Origin of the sequence: Luteibacter aegosomatis, from assembly GCF_023078455.1 — a bacterium.
GTDB lineage: Bacteria > Pseudomonadota > Gammaproteobacteria > Xanthomonadales > Rhodanobacteraceae > Luteibacter > Luteibacter aegosomatis.
In genome coordinates, this window is the sequence record NZ_CP095740.1 from 285094 (window position 1) to 306374 (window position 21281).

Genomic DNA, 21281 nt, shown 5'->3' on the forward strand with positions numbered 1-21281 from the left:
GGAAGCCGGACCGCCGCCGTTTAGCCTGAACCGGCTATGCTTCGCCGCCATGCGCATCACCGTCGCCATCATCACCTACAACTGGCCCGCGGCCCTCGAGCGCGTGCTCGAGGCACTGGCCCGGCAGACCCGCCTGCCCGACGAGGTCATCGTCACCGACGACGGCTCGCGCGCCGATACCCGCGAGGTGATCGAGCGGGTGGCGGCCACCTTCCCGGTGCGCCTCGTGCACCTGTGGCAGCCCGACGACGGCGCGCGCATGAGCCGCGCCCGCAACCGCGCCATCGCGGCCGCCACCGGCGACTACGTCATCCTCATCGACGGCGACATGGTGGCCGAACCGCACTTCGTGGCCGACCACGAGGCCTTCGCCATGAAGGGGTGCTACGTGCAGGGCTCGCGCGTGCTCAGCGACGAGAACCTCACCCGGCGCATGCTCGCCGACGGCTCGGTGCGCGCCACGTTCTTCACGCCGGGCATCGAGCGTCGCCGCCATACCTTGCGCCTGCCGTGGCTGGCGCGCCGGTACGCGAAGCCCGGGCGGAAGACGCGCGGCATCAAGAGTTGCAACTGGGGTTTCTGGCGCGACGATCTCATCGCCATCAACGGCTTCAACGAGGCCATGACCGGCTGGGGCCGCGAGGACACCGAACTGGTCCACCGCGCCTATCACCACGGCCTCTACCGCCGCGAGATGCGCTTCAGCGGGCTGGCCACGCACCTCTACCACCGCACCCGCAAGAACATCGTCGACAACCCCAACGACCGCATCCTCGACGACACCCGCCGGCGCAAGCTCGTGCGCTGCGAGCTGGGCCTGGACCAGCACCTCGCCGAGTTCGCCGTGCCGCCGCCGGACGTGCGGCCGGGGTCAGCGGGGAACGTCTAGCGCGTCCAGCGCCGCGCCGAGCCGGGCGGGAAAGGCGATCTGGTTGGCGAGGTACCACGAGCGCGCGTTGTGGCCGAGCGACGTCCGCTCCGCGTCGTCCATGGCGATGGCGCGCTCCACCGCCCGTTCCAGTGCCGTGTCGTCCACGTGCCAGGTGCGCGCCAGGTGATACGGCTCGCCTTCGCGCGCCGCCACCGGGATCCCGCGGGTCGCGTCGATCATCTGGTTCATCGGCGCGCCGTCGCAGGCGATCACCACGGCGCCGCAACTCATCGCCTCGACGAGGTAGTGGCCCCAGCCCTCGGTCTGCGACAGGCACAGGTGGAACGTGCTGGCGTTCTGCAGGCGACGCACTTCCTCGTCGGAAAGGCGCTCCCGCACGATGCGCAGGTTGGCGGCACCGCCGTCGTCCTCGGTGGCCGCGCCCGCGCGAAGCACGGTGAGCAGGGGCCATTCCGGGTGGCGCTTCCACACCTCGACCAGCGTCGACGTGCCCTTGAGATGGCTCGAGCCGGCGGCGTGGAGAAAGGATCGCGGCAGGCGCGGCACGGTGGGATCGTAACGGTCGGGACTGCGGAAGCCGACCTCGATCGCGCGCAGGCCTCGCGCCTCGAAGATGCGGGTGGCTTCGTGGGTTTTCGTCAGCAGCGCGTCGTAACGCGGCAGGTAGCGCAGGCTGCGCGACGAGACCCATTCCGGGTTGGGCATCAGTAGATCGACATCGGCCAGGCCGAAGGCGGCGGGGCGTACGTGTTCGAGCGACAGGTTGACGTCGAAGCGCGCGGGCTGGCGGCCGAGGCTCAGCCACGACGCCAAGCGCATGCGCAGCCGCATGCCGCGCAACCGCCAGGCGCCGTCGTGACGGCGCGAGCCCAGGCGGGTGATCGTCACCTCGTGGCCCAGTTCGCGTAGCGCCCCTTCGACGACGGCGATGTCGTGCGAGAGCCCGCGCCGGTTGTCCCACGCGAGCAGGTGGATGCGTGCCATCAGCCCGTCGCCTCCCGCCTCCCGGCGAGGGCCACGCGCGTGGGCAGCGCCGTGGCGAGCGCGAGCCCGAAGACGAGGTACATGTAGAACGAGTGCGGCATCGCGCGATAGAACACGTTGTCGGTGAACGCCGAGAGCGCGTACATCACCACCAGCGCGAGTCCGGCGGTGGCGAGCATGGCCGTCCACTCGTCGGGATGGCCGAGGCGGCGGATGAAGTGCACGGCGGGCAGGACGAATACCAGCAGGGTGATGATCAGCAGCGGCACGCCGCCCGTGGCCGCCGCCTCCAGGTATTCGTTATGCGGATGATCGTAGCGGGCGATGATCGGGCTGGCGTCGCCCTGCGTGGCGAGTTCGCGGGTGAAGCTGCCGAACTGGTCGATGCCGACGCCGTCCAGCGGATGCTCGCGGAAGGCCTGCACCGCCACTTCCCACATGGCCAGGCGCTCGCGCACGGGACCCGCGACGTTGTGTTCGCTGAAGGTGGAGATCTCGCCGTGCACCTCGCCGAAGCGGTGCATCACCTGGTGGTTGAGCGCCGTCGTGGCGGTGATCACGCCGGCCACCAGCACGCCCACGCAGAGCGCGGCACCGTGCCAGCGCCCGGTACGACGCACGTGCACCGCGACCACCACCAGGAGCGAGGGAACGAAGGCCAGCATCGGGCCCCGGCTCTGCGTGAGGATGGCGCCGTACGCACCGATGGCGATCGCCAGCGCATGCAGGAGCCGTTCGCCGCGCGACACGCCGGGCTGGATCAGCCGGATGATCGAAAACAGCACCATGCACAGGGTGACCATGGTGAATTCGATGGCGCTCCAGTCGCCGCCATTGGTGCCGTAGGCGCGCTCGACGCCCAGCAGATGGTGCTGCACGATGCACGAGCCGCCGAGCACGCAGGTGGTGAGGGCGAAGATCGTCCAGATCAGCCGCCAGTCGAGCATGGCGGTGAAGGCCGCGGCGGTGCAGAGGAAGATTAGCGTTTGCGCCGGCAGGTCGAGTTCGCCCCAGCCCAGGCCGTGCCATGCGATGCTGAAGACGGCATAGGCGAAGCGTAGCAATCCCACGATCACGATCGCGCGCACGATGCGATAGCGCGTGCGGGTGTCCGCCTGGCGGAACATCATGACGATGCCGACCACCACGAGGGCGAGCATCGGCAGGGCCTTGGCCTTCCAGGACACGGAGACGGCGATGGGGATGATCGCCACGAGCGCGCTGAGCAGAACGGTACGCCAGGTGTACCTAGGATCGGCGGCCGTTACGGCTGCGGTCATGCGTGTTTTCCATCGACGCCCGTCGGGAACGCCGTAGCCGAGCGAGCGTCAGCAACGGTACGGAGCCGCCTTTCGGGGGCGGATGACGGCGATGGTACAACAGGCGAGGGGGCGGCCGGACCCGGACGAACGGCGTACCGTTCAGCGCGGTGACGCCTTCTTGCGCAGCAGCGCGTAGTACATGCCGTCGAGATCGCCGTCGCCGGGAAGCACCTGCCAGCCCGCCAGGGTGGCCTGACCCGCGGGAAGCAACAGCGGCACGGCTTCGGCGTCGCCGTGGGCCTCGATGAACGGACCGACCACGCCGTCGTTTTCGCGCCGGAGGATGGAGCAGGTGACATAGAGAAGCAGGCCGCCAGGGACAAGGGTTTGCCAGCAGGCGGCAAGAATGCGCTCCTGCTGCGTCACGAGCGCGTCGATGTCCGCCTCGCGGCGGTGCAGGCGCACGTCGGGACGGCGGCGGATGACGCCGGTGGCCGAGCATGGGGCGTCGATCATGACGCGGTCGAACGGCGTGCGGTCCCACCAGGCGGACGGGTCGCCGGAATCGGCGATCGTGACCCCGGCGGCGAGCCCGAGCCGGTCCAGGTTCTGCCGGATGCGCGGGGCCCGGCGCGGTTCGGCCTCGACGGCGAGCAGGCGCACGTCGGCGCGCTCCAGCGCATGGCAGGCCTTGCCGCCCGGCGCGGCGCACGCATCGAGGACGCGCTGGCCGTCGGCGAGGTCGAGCAGGTCGGCCGGCACCTGGGCGGCACCGTCCTGCACGGCGAAACGGCCTTCGGCGAAGCCGGGCAGGCGGGTGACGTCGGTGCTGTGCGGAAGCACGAGGCCGTCGCTGAGCCATTCATGCGCGGCCACCTCGTAGCCGGCCTCGCGCAGGGCCACGGCCACCGGTTCGCGTTCGGCCCGGCGGCGATTCACGCGCAGCATCAGCGACGGTTCGCGATTGGCGGCCGTCAGCACGCCCTCGGCCTGCGCCGGCCAGTCGCGCTCGATCGCACGCACCAGCCAGGCGGGATGGGCATGGCGTGTCGCCGGCTGGGCGTCCAGTGCGGCGAGGTGGGTGTCGCGCTCGCGCAGCCAGCGACGGAGGACGGCGTTGACGAGGCCGGCCAGGCGGGGGCGCCGCAGTTCGCGCACGGCTTCGACCGTGGCGGCGACGGCCGCGTAGGCAGGCAGCTCGAGGATTTCCAGTTGGACCAGCGCGGTGACCAGCAGTGCGTGCACGACGGGCTCGTTGCGGCGGATCGGCTTGTCGAGCAGGCGGTCGACCGCCGCGTCGAAGCGTGGCCACCAGCGAGCCCCTTCGTTGAGCAGCGCGGTGAGGAGGGCGCGGTCGCGCGCGTCGGCCAGCCGAGGCAGGCTGCGATCGGCCACGTCGCGGAGGGAGTGACCGGAGAGGGCCACGTCGGCGAGCGCCTGGGCGGCGATCGCGCGCACCGATGCCGGTTTGCTCACGAGGTGGACCGCCGCAGCTCCGGGCGGGCATTGAGGTAATCGGCGGCGCCGATGCGGCGACCGCCGTCGCGCTGTACGGCAAGCAGGCGCAGCGCGCCCTCGGCGCAGGCCACGTCGATGCCCTCGCGCGACGCGGCGATCACCTCGCCGGGCGCGGCGTCCACGGCGCGCTGCACGGCGCGCGCCGACCAGATGCGAAGGCGCTCGCCCGCCACCTCGGCCTCGGCCACCGGCCAGGGATCGAAGGCGCGGACCTTGCGTTCCAGCGCGATGGCGGGCAGCGCGAAGTCGAGCCGTGCTTCGGCCTTGTCGAGCTTGTGGGCGTATTCCACGCCCTCGTCGGCCTGGGCGCGCGCGACCAGCGTTTCGCCCGCGAGCGTGCGGCGCAGGCCTTCGGCCAGGGCATCCGCGCCGAGCATCGAGAGGCGGTCGTGCAGGCTGCCGCCGGTCTCGTCCTCGGCGATGGGCGTGCGGCGTTCGACCAGCACCGGGCCCGTGTCGAGGCCGGCTTCCATCTGCATGAGGTCGACGCCGCTCTCGGCGTCGCCGGCGAGGATCGCGCGCTGGATCGGCGCCGCGCCACGCCAGCGGGGCAGCAGCGAGGCGTGGACGTTCCAGCAGCCCAGGCGCGGGATGGCAAGCACCTTGCGAGGCAGGATGAGGCCGTAAGCCACCACCACCATCAGGTCGGGCGCGTACGATGCCAGCCGTTCGCGATCGGCCTCGGCCTTGAACGATTCGGGCTGTTCGACGGCGATCCCGGCCGCGAGGGCGGCTTCCTTCACCGGGCTGGCCGCGAGCTTGCGGCCGCGCCCGGCCGGGCGGTCGGGTTGGGTGTAGACCGCTACGACCTCCGCGCCGGAGGCGCGGCAGGCTTCGAGGCAGGGCACGGCGAAATCGGGCGTTCCGGCGAACACCACGCGCAGGGAACGGCCCGCCATGCTCAGGCGCTGGCCTTGCGCTGTTTCTCCATCCGCTTGAGCAGCATGCTGCGCTTGAGCGGCGAGAGGTAGTCGACGAAGACCTTGCCGGCCAAGTGGTCCATCTCGTGCTGGATGCACACGGCCAGCGGGCCCTCGGCCTCCACCACGATCTCGTTGCCGTCGACGTCGTTGGCCTTGACCTTCACCTTCAGGGCGCGGGTTACGTCGGCGTAGATGCCGGGGAACGACAGGCAGCCTTCCTGGTAGACCTGCTGGCCGTCTTTCTCGAGGATCTCGGCGTTGATCAGCGTGAGCGGCTCGTTGCGGTCTTCGCTCATGTCGGCGACCAGCACGCGCTTGTGCACGTTGACCTGGGTGGCCGCCAGGCCGACGCCGTTGGCCGAGTACATCGTTTCGTACATGTCGGCCACGAACTGCTTGAGTTCGGCGTCGAACACGGTGACGGGCGCGGCGACGGTGCGCAGGCGCGGATCGGGAAACTCGAGGATGGTGAGGGTGGACACGGTGTCACCTTGATGCGTTGCGTGGGCCGAAAGCGGCGCCGTGCCCGCGAAATGCGGGCAAGTCGGCGAAATCCAAGCAAACGGACCTTGTAGGATGGCCCCCTATTCTACGCTGGCCCCGTGGGACCGGCGAGCGCCGCCCGCCTTGTACGTATTAACGATTCAGTTACACTCGCCACAGCACTAGGGGAAGGGGGAAATCCCATCATGATCAAGAAGTTCGTCATGCTGCTGGGCGGCATGTTCTTCACCGTGGCCGTGTACGCGGCCGCGTCCCAACTGCGTCCCGGTCACCCCGATACCTACACCGTGCGCAAGGGCGACACCCTGTGGGCGATTTCGTCGCGCTTCCTGTCCAAGCCCTGGCTCTGGCCGGAGATCTGGCAGGCCAATCCGCAGGTGCGCAATCCCCACCTGATCTACCCGGGCGACGTGCTCAACCTGTCGCTGGACGGCACCGGCGCCACCCATGTCGGCCTCGAACCGCGCGTGCGCGAAGAGGGCGAGCCGATCACCGCCATTCCCCTGGGCGAGGTGCGCACCTTCCTGAAGGAAATGCGCGTGATGAATTCCGATGAGGTCGAGCAGTCGCCCTACGTCGTCGGTTTCGAGGAAAGCCGCCTGCGTGGTACGCCGGGCGCGAAGATCTACGCCCGCGACCTGGATTCGGCGCAGCCCGGCCAGCGTTGGGCCATCGTTCGTCCCACCCAGCGTTTCCGCCAGCATGCCGGCGACGGCCACACCCCCGACGAACTGACCCGTCCGGGCCAGGGCTCGTTCGTGGCCGACGAGCTGGATTCGGACGTCTCGATGACCGCCTCGCCGTGGCATGAGGACAGCCGCCACGACACGCATTACTGGGGCAAGGGCAGCGATCGCGGTACCGAGGTGACGGTGATCGGCACGGCCGAGGTGGTCGCGCACAACAACGACGTCACGACCCTCGTGGGGGTCGACTCGACGCGGGAGATCCGCAAGGGCGACCGCCTGATGCCCGTCGACGACAAGCCGTACGACCCGTATTTCTATCCGCACGCACCGAAGTCGATGCCCGCCGATCCGCGCGTGATCGCCTTCACCGATGCCCGCAACACCGTCGGCGCCCACCAGGTGGTCGCCATCTCGGCGGGTAGCGCCCAGGGCGTCGACAACGGCACCACGTTCACCGTGATGGCACAGGGCGACCGCATCTCCGACGACGTTTCCGGCAATTCCGATATCCGTGGTTCGCAGCGGACGGTGCAGCTGCCCGACGAATTCGCCGGCCACCTGATGGTGTTCCGCACGTTCGAGAACGTGAGCTACGCGCTGCTGATGGACGCCACGCGCCCGGTCCACCGCGGCGACCGCCTCGTCCTTCCGGAATAAACGGGTCGGTCCGTTCCCGCGTCGCGTGGGCACGGACCGCACTCGCGACGCAGGCGTCGGCTCTCGCATGGCGTGGCCTCGCCCCCGCCGCTTCCCGCCACCCGCCCCTCTACACTGGGCGGATGACCGACTCCGACGACATTCGCGACTGGCTGATCCTGCTGCGCACGCCGGGACTGGGCGCGCGCAAATTGCGCGAGGGCCTGTCCGCGCGTGGCGGCGCCCGTGCGCTGCTGGCCTGGCTGGGCCGCCATGGCGACGCGCTGGGCGCCGAGGGCCGTGCCTGGCTCGAGCGTCCTGACGACACCACGCTCGCCGCCGACATGGCCTGGCTGGAGGGCGAGGGGCATCGACTGCTCCGCTGCACCGACGAGGATTTTCCGCCCCAGCTCGAGGCGATGCCCGATCCGCCGGCCGCCCTTTTCGTGAAGGGCGACGCGGGGTTGCTGTTGCGGCCGCAGGTCGCCATCGTCGGGGCACGGCAGGCCCAGCCGCCCGGCCTTGCCAATGCCGCCCGCTTCGCCGCGGAGTTGGCGACCGGTGGCCTGCTGGTCACCAGCGGCCTCGCCGACGGCGTGGATGGCGCGGCCCATGCCGCCGCGCTCGACGCCGGCCAGCCCACCGTGGCGGTCATCGGCACGGGCCCCGACCGGGTTTACCCACGCAAGCACCACGCGCTGGCGCGGCGCATCGCCGAATCGGGCGCCATCGTCAGCGAATACCCGCCAGGAACCCATGCGCAGGTCTATCACTTTCCCGAGCGTAACCGGATCATCGCCGGGCTTTCCCTGGGCGTGCTGGTGATCGAGGCGGGCGTGAAGTCCGGCTCGCTGATCACCGCCCGTCAGGCGGGGGAGCAGGGGCGCGAGGTGTTCGCCCTGCCGGGCTCCATCCACAATCCCCTGGCGCAGGGATGCCATGCGCTGATCGGTGACGGCGCCCGGCTGGTCCAGCGGCCCGATGAGATTCTCGCGGTGCTGGCGCCGGCCGCGATGGAACTCGGCGCCGAGCTGCGTGCCCGCCTGGAGCGGGCCCCGGCCAAGGCCCCGCCGGGCCGCCGGGCGGGTGTCGACTGGCGGGAGGATGAGGAATATCGCCGCCTTCTCGACGCCATGGGTTACGATCCAGCTCCCCTGGATGCCCTGGTGGGCACGACCGGACTCTCCCCCGGGGCCCTCTCGTCGATGCTCCTGATGCTCGAGCTCGAAGGCGAGGTCGCCTCGTTGCCCGGCAACCGCTACCAGCGCGTCGTCTGAAGACGCGGCGCTTGACAGCCATCACGGCGGTGTGTTTCCAACTAAATATATACATACGCGTGGGCCCGCCCGGGCCAGGCGCACTTCGGAATCGATCAACGCATGGCAAAGAACCTCCTCATCGTCGAATCGCCGGCCAAGGCCAAGACGATCAACAAGTACCTGGGCACCGACTTCCAGGTGCTGGCGTCGTACGGTCACGTGCGTGACCTGCGGCCGAAGGAGGGCGCGGTCGACCCCGATCACGGCTTCGCCATGGCCTACGAAGTGATCGACCGCAACGAGAAGCACGTCGACGCCATCGCCAAGGCGGCCAGCAAGGCCAGCAGCATCTATCTCGCCACCGACTTGGATCGCGAAGGCGAGGCCATTTCCTGGCACATCAGCGAGATCCTCCGGGAGCGCGGCCTGCTCGAGGGCAAGGACGTCCAGCGCGTGGTCTTCAGCGAGATCACGCCCAAGGCCATCAAGGAGGCCGTGGCCAACCCGCGCAAGCTCTCCCACGATCTCGTGGACGCCCAGCAGGCGCGCCGGGCCCTCGATTACCTCGTGGGCTTCAACCTGTCGCCGGTGCTCTGGCGCAAGGTGCAGCGGGGCCTCTCGGCCGGCCGCGTGCAGTCGCCGGCGCTGCGTATGATCGTCGAACGCGAGCTGGAGATCGAAGCCTTCAAGGCCCGCGAGTACTGGACCATCCAGGCCAGCCTCGCCCATCCCGAGGGCGCCTTCGAGGCGCGCCTGGTCAAGCTCCACGGCAAGAAGTTCGAGCAGTTCGACCTCACCAATGAGGCCGATGCCCAGGCCGCGCGCACGGCGCTGGAGAAAGCGGCCGCCGGCCGCTTCACCGTCGGCGAGGTCAGCAGCCGCGAACGCAAGCGCCGCCCGGCACCCCCATTCACCACGTCCACGTTGCAGCAGGAAGCCGCGCGCAAGCTCGGTTTCTCCACCAGCCGCACCATGCGCGTGGCGCAGGGCCTCTACGAAGGCGTGGCGCTGGGCAGCGAGGGCAACGTCGGCCTCATCACCTATATGCGTACCGACTCGGTGGCGCTCTCCGACGACGCCGTGGCCGAGCTGCGCGACCTGATCGGTCGCGACTACGGCCGCACGGCGCTGCCCGATGGCCCGCAGGTGTACAAGTCCAAGTCGAAGAACGCACAGGAAGCCCATGAGGCGGTGCGCCCGACCTCGGCCATGCGCACCCCGCGCAGCGTCGCGTCGTTCCTCAACGACGACCAGCGCAAGCTCTACGAGCTGATCTGGAAGCGTACGGTCGCCTGCCAGATGGTCCACGCCACGCTCAACACGGTATCGGTCGAATTCCCGGTCGCCGACTCGGCGTTCCGTTCCACCGGCACGACCGTGGTCGACCCCGGCTTCCTCGCCGTCTACGAGGAAGGCAAGGACCAGAAAAACGAAGACGATGACGAACAGCGTCGCCTGCCGCGCCTGACCCAGGGCGACGTGGTGCCGGTGTCGGCCATCGATGCCGACCAGCACTTCACCGAGCCGCCGCCGCGCTATTCCGAAGCCAGCCTGGTGAAGACGCTCGAGGAATACGGCATCGGCCGCCCGTCGACCTACGCCAGCATCATCCAGGTGCTCATCAGCCGAGAGTACGTGCTGCTGGAGAACCGTCGTTTCCGTCCGACCGACGTCGGCCGCGCGGTGAGCCAGTTCCTTTCAGGGCATTTCGCGCAATACGTCGATTACGATTTCACCGCCCGCCTGGAAGACGAACTGGATGCGGTCAGCCGCGGTGAGGAGCAGTGGGTGCCCTTGCTCGAGCGATTCTGGCAGCCGTTCAAGACCCTGGTCGACGACAAAACCGAAAGCGTGGACCGCAGCGAGGCCACCGGCGCACGCGAACTGGGCAACGATCCCAAGAGCGGCAAGCCCGTCTCGGTGCGCCTGGGCCGTTACGGCGCTTACGCGCAGATCGGCAGCAAGGACGATGAAGACAAGCCCACCTACGCCAGCCTGCGCCCTGGCCAGAGCATGCACACCATCACCCTCGACGAGGCGATGGAGCTGTTCAAGCTGCCGCGCAACCTCGGCCAGGCCGAGAACGGCGACGAGGTGACCGTGGGCATCGGTCGCTTCGGGCCCTTCGTGAAGCAGGGCAGCACCTACGCCTCGCTCAAGGCCGAGGACGATCCCTACGTCATCGAGTTGCCCCGCGCGTTGCAGCTGGTGCAGGAGAAGCTCGAGGCCATCGCCAACCGCATCATCCAGGACTTCGGCAACGGCGTGCAGGTGCTCAACGGGCGCTACGGCCCGTACATCACCGACGGCGAAAAGAACGCGCGCATCCCGAAGGATCGCGATCCCAAGACGCTTACCGAAGCCGAGTGCATCGAGCTTCTCGCGGCCGCTCCGGTGAAGAAGCCGCGTGGCGGCAAGGCGGCCAAGAAGACCGCCGCCAAGAAGGTCGCGGCGAAGAAGACGGCGGCCGCCAAGGACGCCCCGGCGAAGAAGACCGCGGTGAAGAAGGCGGCCACCAAGAAGACGGCGGCGAAGAAAGCCACGGCCAGGAAGACCGCGGCGAAGAAGACCGCGACGAAGAAAACGGCTGCGAAGAAGGCCGCGACCACGAAGACCGCCGCCAAGACGGCGCGCGTCGCGGACTGACATGCGTCGCTTCGATGCGGCTACCGTCGACGCGGCCGTCGCGCTGTTGCGCGGCGGCGGCGTACTCGCCTATCCCACCGAGGCCGTCTACGGACTGGGATGCGATCCGCACGACCGGATCGCCTTCGAGCGTCTGTTCGCGCTGAAGGAACGGCCCGCGACGCAGGGCGTGTTGCTCATCGCGGCGGATGTCGAGCAGGTGGAGCCCTACATCGATCTCGCCTCGGTGCCCGACGAAGTGCTGGCGCAGGCGCGAGCCTCCTGGCCCGGCCCCAACACCTGGGTGTTCCCGCGCAGCGCGAAGGTGCCCGACTGGGTGGCCGGCGCGCACGCGGGCATCGCCCTGCGGGTCACGGCGCACGAACCCGCCGCCTTGCTCTGCCGGGCTTTCGGCGCGCCCCTGGTATCCACCAGCGCCAATCCCCATGGCGAGCCACCCGCCCGCGACGTCGCCACCCTCGAACGCTATTTCGGCGACCGTCTCGACGGCGCCATGGACGCCCCCCTGGGTGGCCTCGACCGGCCCACGGTCATCCGCGACGCGCTGTCCGGCGCTATCATCCGGGCCTGAAAGGGGGAGTCACGCTTTGTCCATCGTCCAAGGGTTCCTGGGGCGCATCGCCGCGCCATCGTTGCCGCTGCTCGCGGGTTCGCCGTCGCGCGTGGTCGCCTGGCGTGACGGCGCCGCCGTCAGCGCGGGCGAATTCCTCGCCCACGTACGGCTCGTGGCGGAGGCGCTGCCGGACGCCGTCGGCGCGGTCAACCTCTGCGAAGACCGCTACGCCTTCCTGGTCGCCTTCGCCGCACTGGCGTTGCGCGGCCAGTTCAACCTGCTGCCGCCGTCGCGCGCGCCGCATGCGGTCGACGAGGTGATGGGCCACCACCCGGGCGCCTATGCCATCGGCGAGCAGGCGCTCGACCCGGCGCCCGTGGGCTACCTGCGCATGCCGCCGCTCTCGCGCATGGCCCCGGCTTACGGCGACGTGCCCATGGTCGCGGCCGACCACGTCGTGGCCATCGGTTACACCTCCGGCTCCACCGGCAAGCCCAAGCCCAACGTGAAGACCTGGGGTTCGTTCGTGGCCAGCAACGCGGGCAACGGGCACATGCTCTCGGTCGTGCTGGGCGATACCTTCCATACCGTCGCCACCGTACCGCCGCAGCACATGTACGGGCTGGAGATGTCCGTGGTGATGCCGCTGCTGTCCGACGTGGGCATCCATGCGGGGCGGCCGTTCTTCCCCGCCGACGTGGCCACGGCGCTCGCCTCGTTGCCCGAGCCCCGCGTGCTCGTCATCACCCCCGTGCACCTGCGCGCCCTCGTCGAATCCGGCGTGACGCTGCCGCCGCTCGGGGCCATCGTGTCCGCGACGGCGCCGATGCCGGTCGATCTGGCGATGGCGGCGGAAGCCCGTTTCGGCGCGCCGTTGTGCGAGGTGTTCGGCTCGACGGAAACCTGCGTGTTCGCCAGCCGTCGCACCTCCACCGAAGAAGACTGGACGCTGTACGACGGCGTGGCACTGCATCCGCAGCCCGACGGCACGCTCGTGGATGCGCCGCAGTTGTCCGAGCCGGTGGTGCTCGCCGACATCGTCACGTTGCACGACGAGGGGCGCCGTTTCCGTCTTCGCGGCCGCAATACCGATCTGCTGGAAATCGCCGGCAAACGCGCCTCGCTGGGCGACCTCAACCGTCGCCTGCTGGCGATCGAGGGCGTGCGTGACGGCGTGCTCTTCCAGCTCGACGAGGCCGATGCATCCGGCGTGCGTCGCATCGCCGGGCTCGTGGTGGCGCCGGGGCTCTCGGAGCAGCAGGTGCTGGCGGCGCTGCGCGTGGCGATGGACCCGGTGTTCCTGCCGCGGCCCTTGCGTGTCGTCGACCAGTTGCCTCGCAACGAGACCGGCAAGCTGCCGCGCACGGAATTGATGGCGCTGATCCGACCGGCCCTTTGACGCGCGTTTCGCGGACAGCGCCCGCTCCCTTCCTCCGGTAACGGACTTTCTACCGAAGGGTGGGAGCGGACCCTGTCCGCGATGCCTGCAAGGCGGCGACTCAGGGCTTGCCGAACGCCCCCATCCCCGCCAGCAGTTTCCTCGCCAGTTCCACCCGCTGGTTCCCGTCCTCCGGCGTCACGATGTCGAGGTTCATCGCGAAGAACCAGCGTTTGCCGCCGTGTTCCACCCAGCCGACGTACCAACCGAGGTCGTGCGCCTTGTTTTCGTCCGGGTCGTCCTGCGCGGCATGTCCGCCCCAGCCGGTCTTCGCATGCAGGATGAAATCGCTGCCCGCCTCGTACACGGTGATGCGGCGGGCGATCTCCTGGGCGCGTTGCGAGAACGGCAGCGTGCCGTCGGCGAGGCGGCGCAGGAACGCCACCTGCTGTTCGGCCGAAATGCGCAGGCCACCGCCGAGCCAGAAGGCGTCGATGCCGCCCGAGATGTCGCGGTTGCCGTAACCCACCTTGTCGATCCACGACTGCATGCGCTGCTGCCCCGCGCGGCGCGCCATCTCCTGGTAGAACCATACGGTGGAATAGCGCATGCCGCTGGCCAGGCTGTTGGCGCGGTTCCATTCGGCGATCGAACGTTTCTTGCCGTCCCAGGCGAGGGTTTCGAACTCGTCCTTCACGGCGCCCGTGTCGATGGCGACCATGGCGTTGAATACCTTGAAGGTGGAAGCCGGCACGTACGGATGGCGAGCACGTTCGGCGTTCCACACGTGCATCGTGCCGTCGCCTTCGGCGTAGACCAGCATCGTGCCCTTGACGTGGGCCTCGGCGAAGGCCTGGCCCCATTCGGGATGTTCGCGCCATTCGCTCGCGTGGACCGTGGTGGCGAAGAGCGCGAGCAGTGCGAGGAGAAAGGATGGCAAGCGGACCATGCGTCGTACTCCATGTCGGAAAGGTAGGCCCAGCCTGGCGAGGCGTAGGGCCGGCACCGGGGCGGGACCGGGGCCATTTCCGGGCGAGCGGGGGCCGTGCCGGGTAGAATGCGCGATTCCCGGCATGGTTGGAGTCTCGGCATGAAAGTCCTCGTCATCGGCAGCGGCGGTCGCGAACACGCGCTGGCCTGGAAACTCGCGCAGTCGCCGCGCGTGGACGAGGTGATCGTGGCACCGGGCAATGCCGGCACGGCGATCGAGCCGAAGCTGCGCAACGCGGCCGTGGCCGTGACCGACATCGACGGCCTCCTGGCGCTGGCCAGGCATGAGGGCATCGGCCTGACCGTGGTCGGCCCCGAGGTACCGCTGGTCGCCGGCGTGGTCGACCGTTTCACGGCCGAAGGCCTGCGCTGCTTCGGTCCCCGCGCGGCGGCCGCGCAACTGGAAGGCAGCAAGGCCTTCGCCAAGGATTTCCTTGCCCGCCACGGCATTCCCACGGCGCATTACGCCGTGTTCACCGACCTGGCCCCCGCGCTGGCGCACGTGCGCGAGAAGGGTGCGCCCATCGTCATCAAGGCCGACGGCCTCGCGGCAGGCAAGGGCGTGGTGGTGGCGATGACGCTGGCCGAAGCCGAAGCGGCGCTCACCGACATGCTCGGCGGCAAGGCGTTCGGCGACGCCTCTTCGCGCGTGGTCATCGAGGAATTCCTCGACGGCGAGGAAGCCAGCTTCATCGTCATCGCCGACGGCACGCACGCGTTGCCGATGGCCACCAGCCAGGACCACAAGCGTCGCGACGAAGGCGACAAGGGTCCGAACACCGGTGGCATGGGCGCGTATTCGCCGGCCCCGGTGGTGACCGACGAGGTCTCCGCGCGCGTCATGCGCGAGATCATCGAGCCCACGCTGGCGGGCATGGCGAAGGACGGCGTGCCGTTCACCGGTTTCCTCTATGCGGGCCTGATGATCGATGCGCACGGCGCGCCGAAGGTCATCGAATTCAACGTGCGTTTCGGCGATCCGGAAACGCAGCCGATCATGCTCCGCCTGCGTTCCGACCTGGTGGATCTCGTCGAGGCGGCGCTCGACGGCGACGTGGGCCGCGTGCGGGCCGAGTGGTATGCACGTCCGTCGCTGGGCGTGGTGATCGCCGCGGGCGGCTATCCGGGCAAGGTGCGCGGCGGCGACGTCATCACCGGTGCCGATGCGGATTTCGGGCCGGACGTGAAGGTGTTCCACGCGGGCACGGCCACCGATGCCGAGGGCCGTCCCGTCACGGCCGGCGGACGCGTGCTTACCGTGTGCGCGCTGGGCGACGACATCGCCGACGCGCGTGCGAAAGCCTATGCGGCCACCGATCGCATCCGGTTCGTCGATGCGTTCCATCGGCGCGACATCGCCCATCGCGCACTCTCCCGCAGCTGACCTGAACCGTTCGTCGTTTCGGCTACACTCCGCCGAAACGACAGGAAGGTCACGGCATGTCCCAGTTCTCGCTCCTCGGTAAACGCCGCTTCGCGCCGTTCTTCTGGACGCAGGCGCTGGGCGCCTTCAACGACAATGCCTTCCGCAACGCCATGGTCATGCTGGTGGCGTTCCAGATGGCGCTGCCCGATGCGCAGGTGTCGCTCTACACCAACCTCGCGCCCGCGCTGTTCATCCTGCCGTATTTCCTTTTCTCGGCCACCGCGGGCCAGCTCGCCGAGAAATTCGAGAAGACGCGGATCATTCGCTTCGTGAAGCTCTTCGAGATCGCCGCGATGGCGATCGCGGCCGTGGGTTTCCTCACCCACCACGTGTCGCTCTTGCTGGTGGTGCTGTTCCTGATGGGCGTGCATTCCACCGTGTTCGGCCCGATCAAGTACTCCATCCTTCCCCAGGCGCTCGAGCGCGGCGAACTCGTGGGCGGCAACGCGCTGGTGGAGACGGGTACCCAGCTCGCCATGCTGGTCGGCATGATCCTGGGCAACTCGCTGATGCTGATCGCCGGCTACGGCACCGTGGCCGCGTCGCTGGCGACGATCGTCATCGCGGTGACGGGCTACGTCGCTTCGCGGGCGATTCCCGTCGCGCCGGCGACGGCGCCGGATCTGAGATTCAACTGGAATCCGTTGAGCGAGACCTGGCGGGTGCTGAAGATCACCCACGACGATCGCGCGGTATGGAACGCGGTGCTGGGTATCTCGTGGTTCTGGTTCTTCGGCACGGTGATGATCGCCCAGTTGCCCAACTACACCCGCCACGTGCTGCACGGCGACGGCTCGGTGAATACGCTGGCGCTCACGCTGTTCTCGCTGGGCACGGGCGCGGGCTCGTTGTTGTGCGAGCGGTTGTCGAACCGGCGCGTGGAGATCGGCCTGGTGCCCATGGGAGCCTTCGGCCTGACCGTGTTCGCCGCCGACCTGTTCTTCGCCCGGCCGTCCATCGAAGCGGACGCGACGGTGAACGCGCTGGCGTTTCTCTCCGCGCCCGGCGCATGGCGCGTGGCGCTCGACCTCACCATGATCGGCGCCTTCGCCGGCTTCTACGTGGTGCCGCTGTTCGCCTTCGTGCAGAGCCGTGCGCCGCGCGACAAGCTGTCGCGCGTGATCGCGGGCAACAACATCGTCAACGCGTTGCTGATCTGCACCGCCTCGGGCTTCGGCATCGGCCTGACGATGATGGGGCTGGATACGCCGACGATCTTCCTGATCACCGCGGTCGTCAATGTCGCCGTGGCGGTGTACATCTTCACGCTCGTGCCGGAATTCATGATGCGGTTCATCACCTGGGTGCTGGTGAACACGCTCTACCGCGTGCGCGTCGATGGCCTGAAGAACGTACCCGACGAGGGCGCGGCACTGGTGGTGTGCAACCACGTGAGCTTCATGGATCCGCTGATCCTGATGGCCAGCGTGCGTCGTCCGATGCGCTTCGTGATGTACCACAAGATCTTCAACATCCCGGTGCTGAAGTTCGTGTTCCGCACGGCGAAGGCCATCCCCATCGCGGGTCGCAACGAAGATGCCGCGCTCATGGAGGAGGCCTTCGATCGCATCGACGAAGCCCTCGCGGCCGGCGAGGTGGTGTGCATCTTCCCCGAAGGCGGGTTGACGCGCGACGGCGGCATCGCACCGTTCCGTCCGGGTGTCGATCGCATCCTGGCGCGCCGTCCGGTGCCGGTGGTGCCGCTGGCCCTGCGCGGCATGTGGGGCAGCATCTTCAGCCGGCGCGACAGCGCCTTGAGGCGCGCGCGTTTGCCGCGGCGGTTCTGGTCGCGGATCGAGCTGGTGGGCGGGGAGGCGTTGCCGGTGGGTACCGCCAATGCGGCGGTGCTTCAGGCGCGCGTCGGCGAACTACGCGGCGACAAGGCCTAGCAGGCACGCACGACGAACGAAGCGTCGGTGTGGCGGTCAGGCGAACCACGCTCCGAGCACGATCACCGCCACCACGGCCAGCCACACCACCAGCACGCGACGAATCACCCGGCGCGCATCCTCCAGCTCGGCGAGGGGGTCGCTCACGTCCTGCACGTAGCCGTCGCCGGCCTCCACGTCGGCATCGACGCCCGCACGGGCCACGGCACCGAGGAAATCGGGCTCCAGTCGCGAGCGCGGGCTGCCCGATTGCCGGTGCCAGTGCTTCCACGCACCGACCACCGCATCGAAATCGGACACCAGCGCCATGGCGAATACCATCAGGTGCGCGGGGATCCAGTCGAGCGCGTCGGCCAGGCGCCGCGCGGCGGTACGGGTGTCGCCGTCGAGCGCCAACGATGCCTGGCGGCCCAGCCACTGGGCCAGCCGATAGCCGAAGGCGCCGACCGGGCCGAAGACGAAGAACCAGAACAGTACGCCGAAGCGGCGGCGCAGCGCCGCGTAGAACGCGGCTTCGACCAGCGCGGGCGCGAACCAGGGCAGGGGCTCCTCGTCGTGCTGCAGGCGTACGACGGCCTCGTCACGGCGCAAGGTGTCGGAGGCGCGAAGGACGCCGTCGATATCGGCCTCGACCTCGCGCGGCCCCAACGTGTAGACGAGCACGATCACCGCGAAGACGAACCACGCGATGTCGAAGAAGGGCAGGGCCTGCAGGATGCCGGCGACGAGCGCGCAGGCGACGAGCGGCACGAGCCATGCCACGGCGACGCGTCCCGGGCCGGACAGGTCGCCCAGGCGATTCACCCATCCTCGGAACCAGCGATCATCGCGCCAGCGGGAAAGTTGCGGCACGCTCCAGCAGATGACCAGGGCGACGAAAACGGCAAGAAGGCGTAGGGCCATGACGTAAGGGAAATCCGCGTGTCGTTGACCCGATTGTAGGGGATGGGCCGAAACTTGTTCAGGCTATTCGTTCACGCCCTTCCGGCGGTCTCGGCGATCAGTTCGTCGAGGCTGACGCCGCGAAGCGCGAGCCAGTGTTCGATGAGCCGGTAGGAAACGGAGAGCGGCGGCGGAACGCCCAGCGTGCCCTCGGCCATGCCGCGCACGATGTCGTCGACCGTGAACCAGCGCGCATCTTCCAGCTCATCGTCACGCAGGCGGATTTCCCGGGTTTTCGCGGTGGCGGTAAAACCCACCATCAGCGACGCGGGCAACGGCCACGGCTGCGACGAGTGGTACGTGGCATGGAGCACTTCGACGCCGGACTCCTCGCGCACCTCGCGGCGCACGGCATCTTCGAGCGATTCGCCCGGTTCGATGAATCCGGCGAGCGTGGAATAGCGACCCTTCGGCCAGCCGCGCTGGCGGCCGAGCAGGCAGGCATCGCCCTCTTCGACGATGACGATGATCGCGGCATCCGTGCGCGGAAAGTGCAGGTGGGGGCCATGCGGGTTGGTGCACTGCGCCCGGTGGCCGCTGGATACGAGCAGGGTGGGCGCGCCGCACAGGCTGCAGAAACGGGTCTGCCGTTGCCAGTGGGTGATGCCCTTGGCGTAGGCGAACAGGCCGGCGTCGAACGCGTCGAAAAGCAGGCCCGCTTCGCGCAACGACATGCGACGGGCATGGGTCAGCGTGGCATAGATCTCGGCATGCGCCTCGTCGAGCACCAGGGTGAACCAGGCGTTTCCGTCCGCGAGGCCGAGCAGGGTCGACGGCACGTCGCCGAAGCGTTCGGCGCGCATGCTCGGCGTCATCCAGCAGGGCCGGTCGATGCCCGCCTGGACGAACGCCCGGCCTTCTTCATCGAGCACGAGGAAGCGGGCATCGGCGCTCCGTTCGGTGTCTTCCACCCAAAGGCGGTCGTCGCGGCGCTCGGCCATGCGGTCGATGTCGACGCCACCGAACACGTTCTCGCGGGCACGCGTCGCCATCGCCTTGTCGCGTTCGGCCTCGACGCTCACGCGGGACGGCTCACGCGCTGAAGGACGAGCCGCAGCCGCAGGTCGTCTTCGCGTTGGGATTGCGGATGACGAATTGCGAACCGCTGAACGATTCGGTGTAGTCGATTTCGGCGCCGGTGAGGTACTGCAGCGAAAGCGGATCGACCAGCAGGGTGACGCCGTCGCGGGAAACGGCGAGGTCGTCTTCGGCCTGTTCCTCGTCGAAGGTGAAGCCGTACTGGAAACCGGAACAGCCGCCGCCGCTGATGTACACGCGCAGCTTGAGCGAGGCGTTGCCTTCCTCCTCGATCAGCTCGTGCACCTTGCGGGCGGCTGCCTCGGTGAAGACCAGTGGCGCGCCGGCCGAACGGTAGTCCGGCGCCGGGGCGGTGGGAGCCATGGGGAAAGGATTGTTCATACCGTCCATGATGGCGCCGATCCGTGTCAGGTCAAGCCTCGGTCAGGGCGCGGGTGGCGCCGGTGGCGTTTTCGGCCAGTTGGCGCACGGTGAGCGGGGCGCTGTGGATCATCTTCCCGTTCACGCGGGCGCCGGCGGCCATTTCCAGCACCTGGTAGCGCACGTCGCCTTCGATGAAGGCCATCGCCGCCAGTTCCAGCCGCTCGGCGACGTCGACGTCGCCCTTCACGCTGCCGTTGATGACGGCATGCGGCGCCTCGATGCGGCCGATGACCCTTCCGGTCTCGCTGATGGTGAGAACGCTGTCGCTGCCGGGGGCGGCGTGGATGGAGCCTTCGACCATGCCGTCCAGGTGAAGCGCGCCGCTGAACTCGATGTCGCCGCGAAGGGTGACGCCGCGCGCGATGAGGCTGGTGGCGGCGGCGCTCACCGCGGGGGCCTGGTTCTTCCGATTACCGTTGAACATCGTCGATCTCCTCGTTGCGGGTGGCATCGGCCCAGGGAACGGTGGCCTCGACCTTGCCGTCGTCGGCCGTGGAGGCGGTCAGCCGAAGGCGCGTCGGCTGGAATCCTTCCGGAAGGGTGAACGTTCCCTGGACCTGCTGGAAGTACTTGAACGAAAAAGGCAGGTCGTGATCGCCGCCGCCCTGGCCCAGGGCGGCACCGCCGAGCGTGGCGACCTTGTCGCCCTGGATGCCCTCCACGCCCAGGTGCACCGTGCCTTTCACCAGGTCGCCGCGCCGGGCGTTCTGGGTGAGGGTGACGGTGAGGTTCCAGGCCTGGGGCGAATCCTTCACCGGCGTGGTGCGCGCGGCCTGGATGCGCAGGCCTTCCCGCTGGCCGTTGCCGCCGACCAGGCGCGAATAGAAGGCGAGGTCGGTGCGGAGCCCGCTGATTTCCTCGTCGCGCTCGGCGAGGTTGCGCTTGAGTTCGCGCGTGGCGACGTCGCCCACCTGGGCGGCGCGCTGGAGATTCGCGATCTGCTGGCGAAGCTCGTCGTCATCGGCGGCGAGCTGGCGGGGGACGGCGCGATCGGTGGCGGAAGCCGGCGCATGGCTCCGGGCACCCAGCCACGCGCCCAGAACGGCGGCGGTGGCGACGCTCGCCACCCAGGCGCCGCCCAGGATCAGCCGTCGGCGCCGCTCGTGCGTCGCGTCGCCGAGCGTCCGCACGACGAACCGAGGCGGTTGGCGTGGTGCCATGGAAATTCCGTGCACGAAACGTGAAAGGATCGATGATATATCCCTTGTGTTTCGAAACGGTCAAGGAAAGCCGCCACGTTCTAGCTCGTCATTCCTGCGAAGGCAGGAATCCAGCGTCTTGTGCCGCACTTCGTCGATGCGAAAGACACTGGGCCCCTGCTTTCGCAGG

General features: G+C 68.9%; 19 protein-coding genes. 8 read left to right on the top strand and 11 right to left on the bottom strand.

All coding sequences use genetic code 11. From position 1 onward, the window contains the following. Positions 1-49 precede the first annotated feature (49 nt). Positions 50-889, top strand: a complete 840-nt coding sequence (locus tag L2Y94_RS01205; protein WP_247372443.1) for a glycosyltransferase family 2 protein — start codon at positions 50-52, stop codon at positions 887-889. Here the strand turns inward: L2Y94_RS01205 and L2Y94_RS01210 are convergent. The 5 genes from L2Y94_RS01210 to def all read right to left on the bottom strand — a co-directional run bounded on the left by L2Y94_RS01210 (position 872) and on the right by def (position 6061). Then, a complete protein-coding gene (locus L2Y94_RS01210) occupies positions 872-1876 on the bottom strand; it encodes a glycosyltransferase (protein ID WP_247372445.1) in 1005 nt (334 codons plus the stop codon). The genes L2Y94_RS01205 and L2Y94_RS01210 overlap by 18 nt on opposite strands. Further along, on the bottom strand, positions 1876-3156 hold the full coding sequence (locus L2Y94_RS01215; RefSeq protein WP_247372447.1) for an O-antigen ligase family protein: 1281 nt from the start codon (positions 3154-3156) through the stop codon (positions 1876-1878). Before L2Y94_RS01215 ends, L2Y94_RS01210 begins: the two co-directional genes overlap by 1 nt. Positions 3157-3297: 141 nt before the next feature. Next, entirely contained in the window at positions 3298-4614 is a 1317-nt protein-coding gene (gene rsmB, locus L2Y94_RS01220; RefSeq protein WP_247372449.1) for a 16S rRNA (cytosine(967)-C(5))-methyltransferase RsmB, read from the bottom strand. Continuing rightward, positions 4611-5555, bottom strand: a complete 945-nt coding sequence (gene fmt / locus L2Y94_RS01225) for a methionyl-tRNA formyltransferase (RefSeq protein WP_247372451.1) — start codon at positions 5553-5555, stop codon at positions 4611-4613. The genes rsmB and fmt overlap by 4 nt, the downstream gene beginning before the upstream one ends. A gap of 2 nt (positions 5556-5557) precedes the next feature. Further along, a complete protein-coding gene (gene def, locus L2Y94_RS01230; RefSeq protein ID WP_247372454.1) occupies positions 5558-6061 on the bottom strand; it encodes a peptide deformylase in 504 nt (167 codons plus the stop codon). A gap of 207 nt (positions 6062-6268) precedes the next feature. Here def and L2Y94_RS01235 point away from each other — a divergent pair, with 207 nt between their 5' ends. The 5 genes from L2Y94_RS01235 (at position 6269) to L2Y94_RS01255 (ending at position 13265) form a co-directional block, all read left to right on the top strand. Then, positions 6269-7429 carry a LysM peptidoglycan-binding domain-containing protein gene (locus L2Y94_RS01235; RefSeq protein WP_247372457.1) on the top strand — a complete coding sequence of 387 codons (1161 nt, stop codon included), beginning with the start codon at positions 6269-6271 and terminating at the stop codon, positions 7427-7429. Between the two features lie 122 nt (positions 7430-7551). Beyond that, on the top strand, positions 7552-8685 hold the full coding sequence (gene dprA / locus L2Y94_RS01240) for a DNA-processing protein DprA (RefSeq protein WP_247372459.1): 1134 nt from the start codon (positions 7552-7554) through the stop codon (positions 8683-8685). 102 nt (positions 8686-8787) lie between these two features. Next, positions 8788-11313: a DNA topoisomerase I gene (locus L2Y94_RS01245; protein ID WP_247372461.1), complete on the top strand. Its 2526-nt coding sequence runs from the start codon at positions 8788-8790 to the stop codon at positions 11311-11313. Position 11314: 1 nt separating this feature from the next. Then, positions 11315-11884 carry an L-threonylcarbamoyladenylate synthase type 1 TsaC gene (gene tsaC, locus L2Y94_RS01250; protein ID WP_247372464.1) on the top strand — a complete coding sequence of 190 codons (570 nt, stop codon included), beginning with the start codon at positions 11315-11317 and terminating at the stop codon, positions 11882-11884. A gap of 16 nt (positions 11885-11900) precedes the next feature. Continuing rightward, positions 11901-13265: an AMP-binding protein gene (locus L2Y94_RS01255; protein ID WP_283248514.1), complete on the top strand. Its 1365-nt coding sequence runs from the start codon at positions 11901-11903 to the stop codon at positions 13263-13265. 100 nt (positions 13266-13365) lie between these two features. Here the strand turns inward: L2Y94_RS01255 and blaOXA are convergent, their stop codons facing one another. Then, a complete protein-coding gene (gene blaOXA, locus L2Y94_RS01260; RefSeq protein ID WP_247372466.1) occupies positions 13366-14193 on the bottom strand; it encodes a class D beta-lactamase in 828 nt (275 codons plus the stop codon). Positions 14194-14334: 141 nt separating this feature from the next. On the opposite strand from blaOXA, the gene purD reads away from it, so the two are divergent. Beyond that, the gene (gene purD / locus L2Y94_RS01265; RefSeq protein ID WP_247372468.1) at positions 14335-15618 is read left to right on the top strand and encodes a phosphoribosylamine--glycine ligase; all 1284 of its coding nucleotides are present in this window, start codon (positions 14335-14337) and stop codon (positions 15616-15618) included. A gap of 56 nt (positions 15619-15674) precedes the next feature. After that, complete coding sequence (locus L2Y94_RS01270; protein WP_247372469.1) at positions 15675-17549, top strand: MFS transporter; 1875 nt, start codon at positions 15675-15677, stop codon at positions 17547-17549. Positions 17550-17585: 36 nt separating this feature from the next. Here L2Y94_RS01270 and L2Y94_RS01275 read toward each other — a convergent pair whose 3' ends face one another. The 5 genes from L2Y94_RS01275 to L2Y94_RS01295 all read right to left on the bottom strand — a co-directional run bounded on the left by L2Y94_RS01275 (position 17586) and on the right by L2Y94_RS01295 (position 21112). Continuing rightward, entirely contained in the window at positions 17586-18452 is an 867-nt protein-coding gene (locus L2Y94_RS01275; RefSeq protein ID WP_247372471.1) for a cobalamin biosynthesis protein, read from the bottom strand. A 71-nt stretch (positions 18453-18523) separates the two neighbouring features. Next, positions 18524-19513, bottom strand: a complete 990-nt coding sequence (nudC, locus tag L2Y94_RS01280; protein WP_345780011.1) for an NAD(+) diphosphatase — start codon at positions 19511-19513, stop codon at positions 18524-18526. A gap of 10 nt (positions 19514-19523) precedes the next feature. Next, positions 19524-19892, bottom strand: a complete 369-nt coding sequence (gene erpA, locus L2Y94_RS01285; RefSeq protein ID WP_247372472.1) for an iron-sulfur cluster insertion protein ErpA — start codon at positions 19890-19892, stop codon at positions 19524-19526. Positions 19893-19941: 49 nt separating this feature from the next. Beyond that, a complete protein-coding gene (locus L2Y94_RS01290; protein WP_247372475.1) occupies positions 19942-20376 on the bottom strand; it encodes a bactofilin family protein in 435 nt (144 codons plus the stop codon). Further along, the gene (locus L2Y94_RS01295; RefSeq protein WP_247372477.1) at positions 20363-21112 is read right to left on the bottom strand and encodes a DUF6776 family protein; all 750 of its coding nucleotides are present in this window, start codon (positions 21110-21112) and stop codon (positions 20363-20365) included. Before L2Y94_RS01295 ends, L2Y94_RS01290 begins: the two co-directional genes overlap by 14 nt. Between the last annotated feature and the right edge of the window lie 169 nt (positions 21113-21281).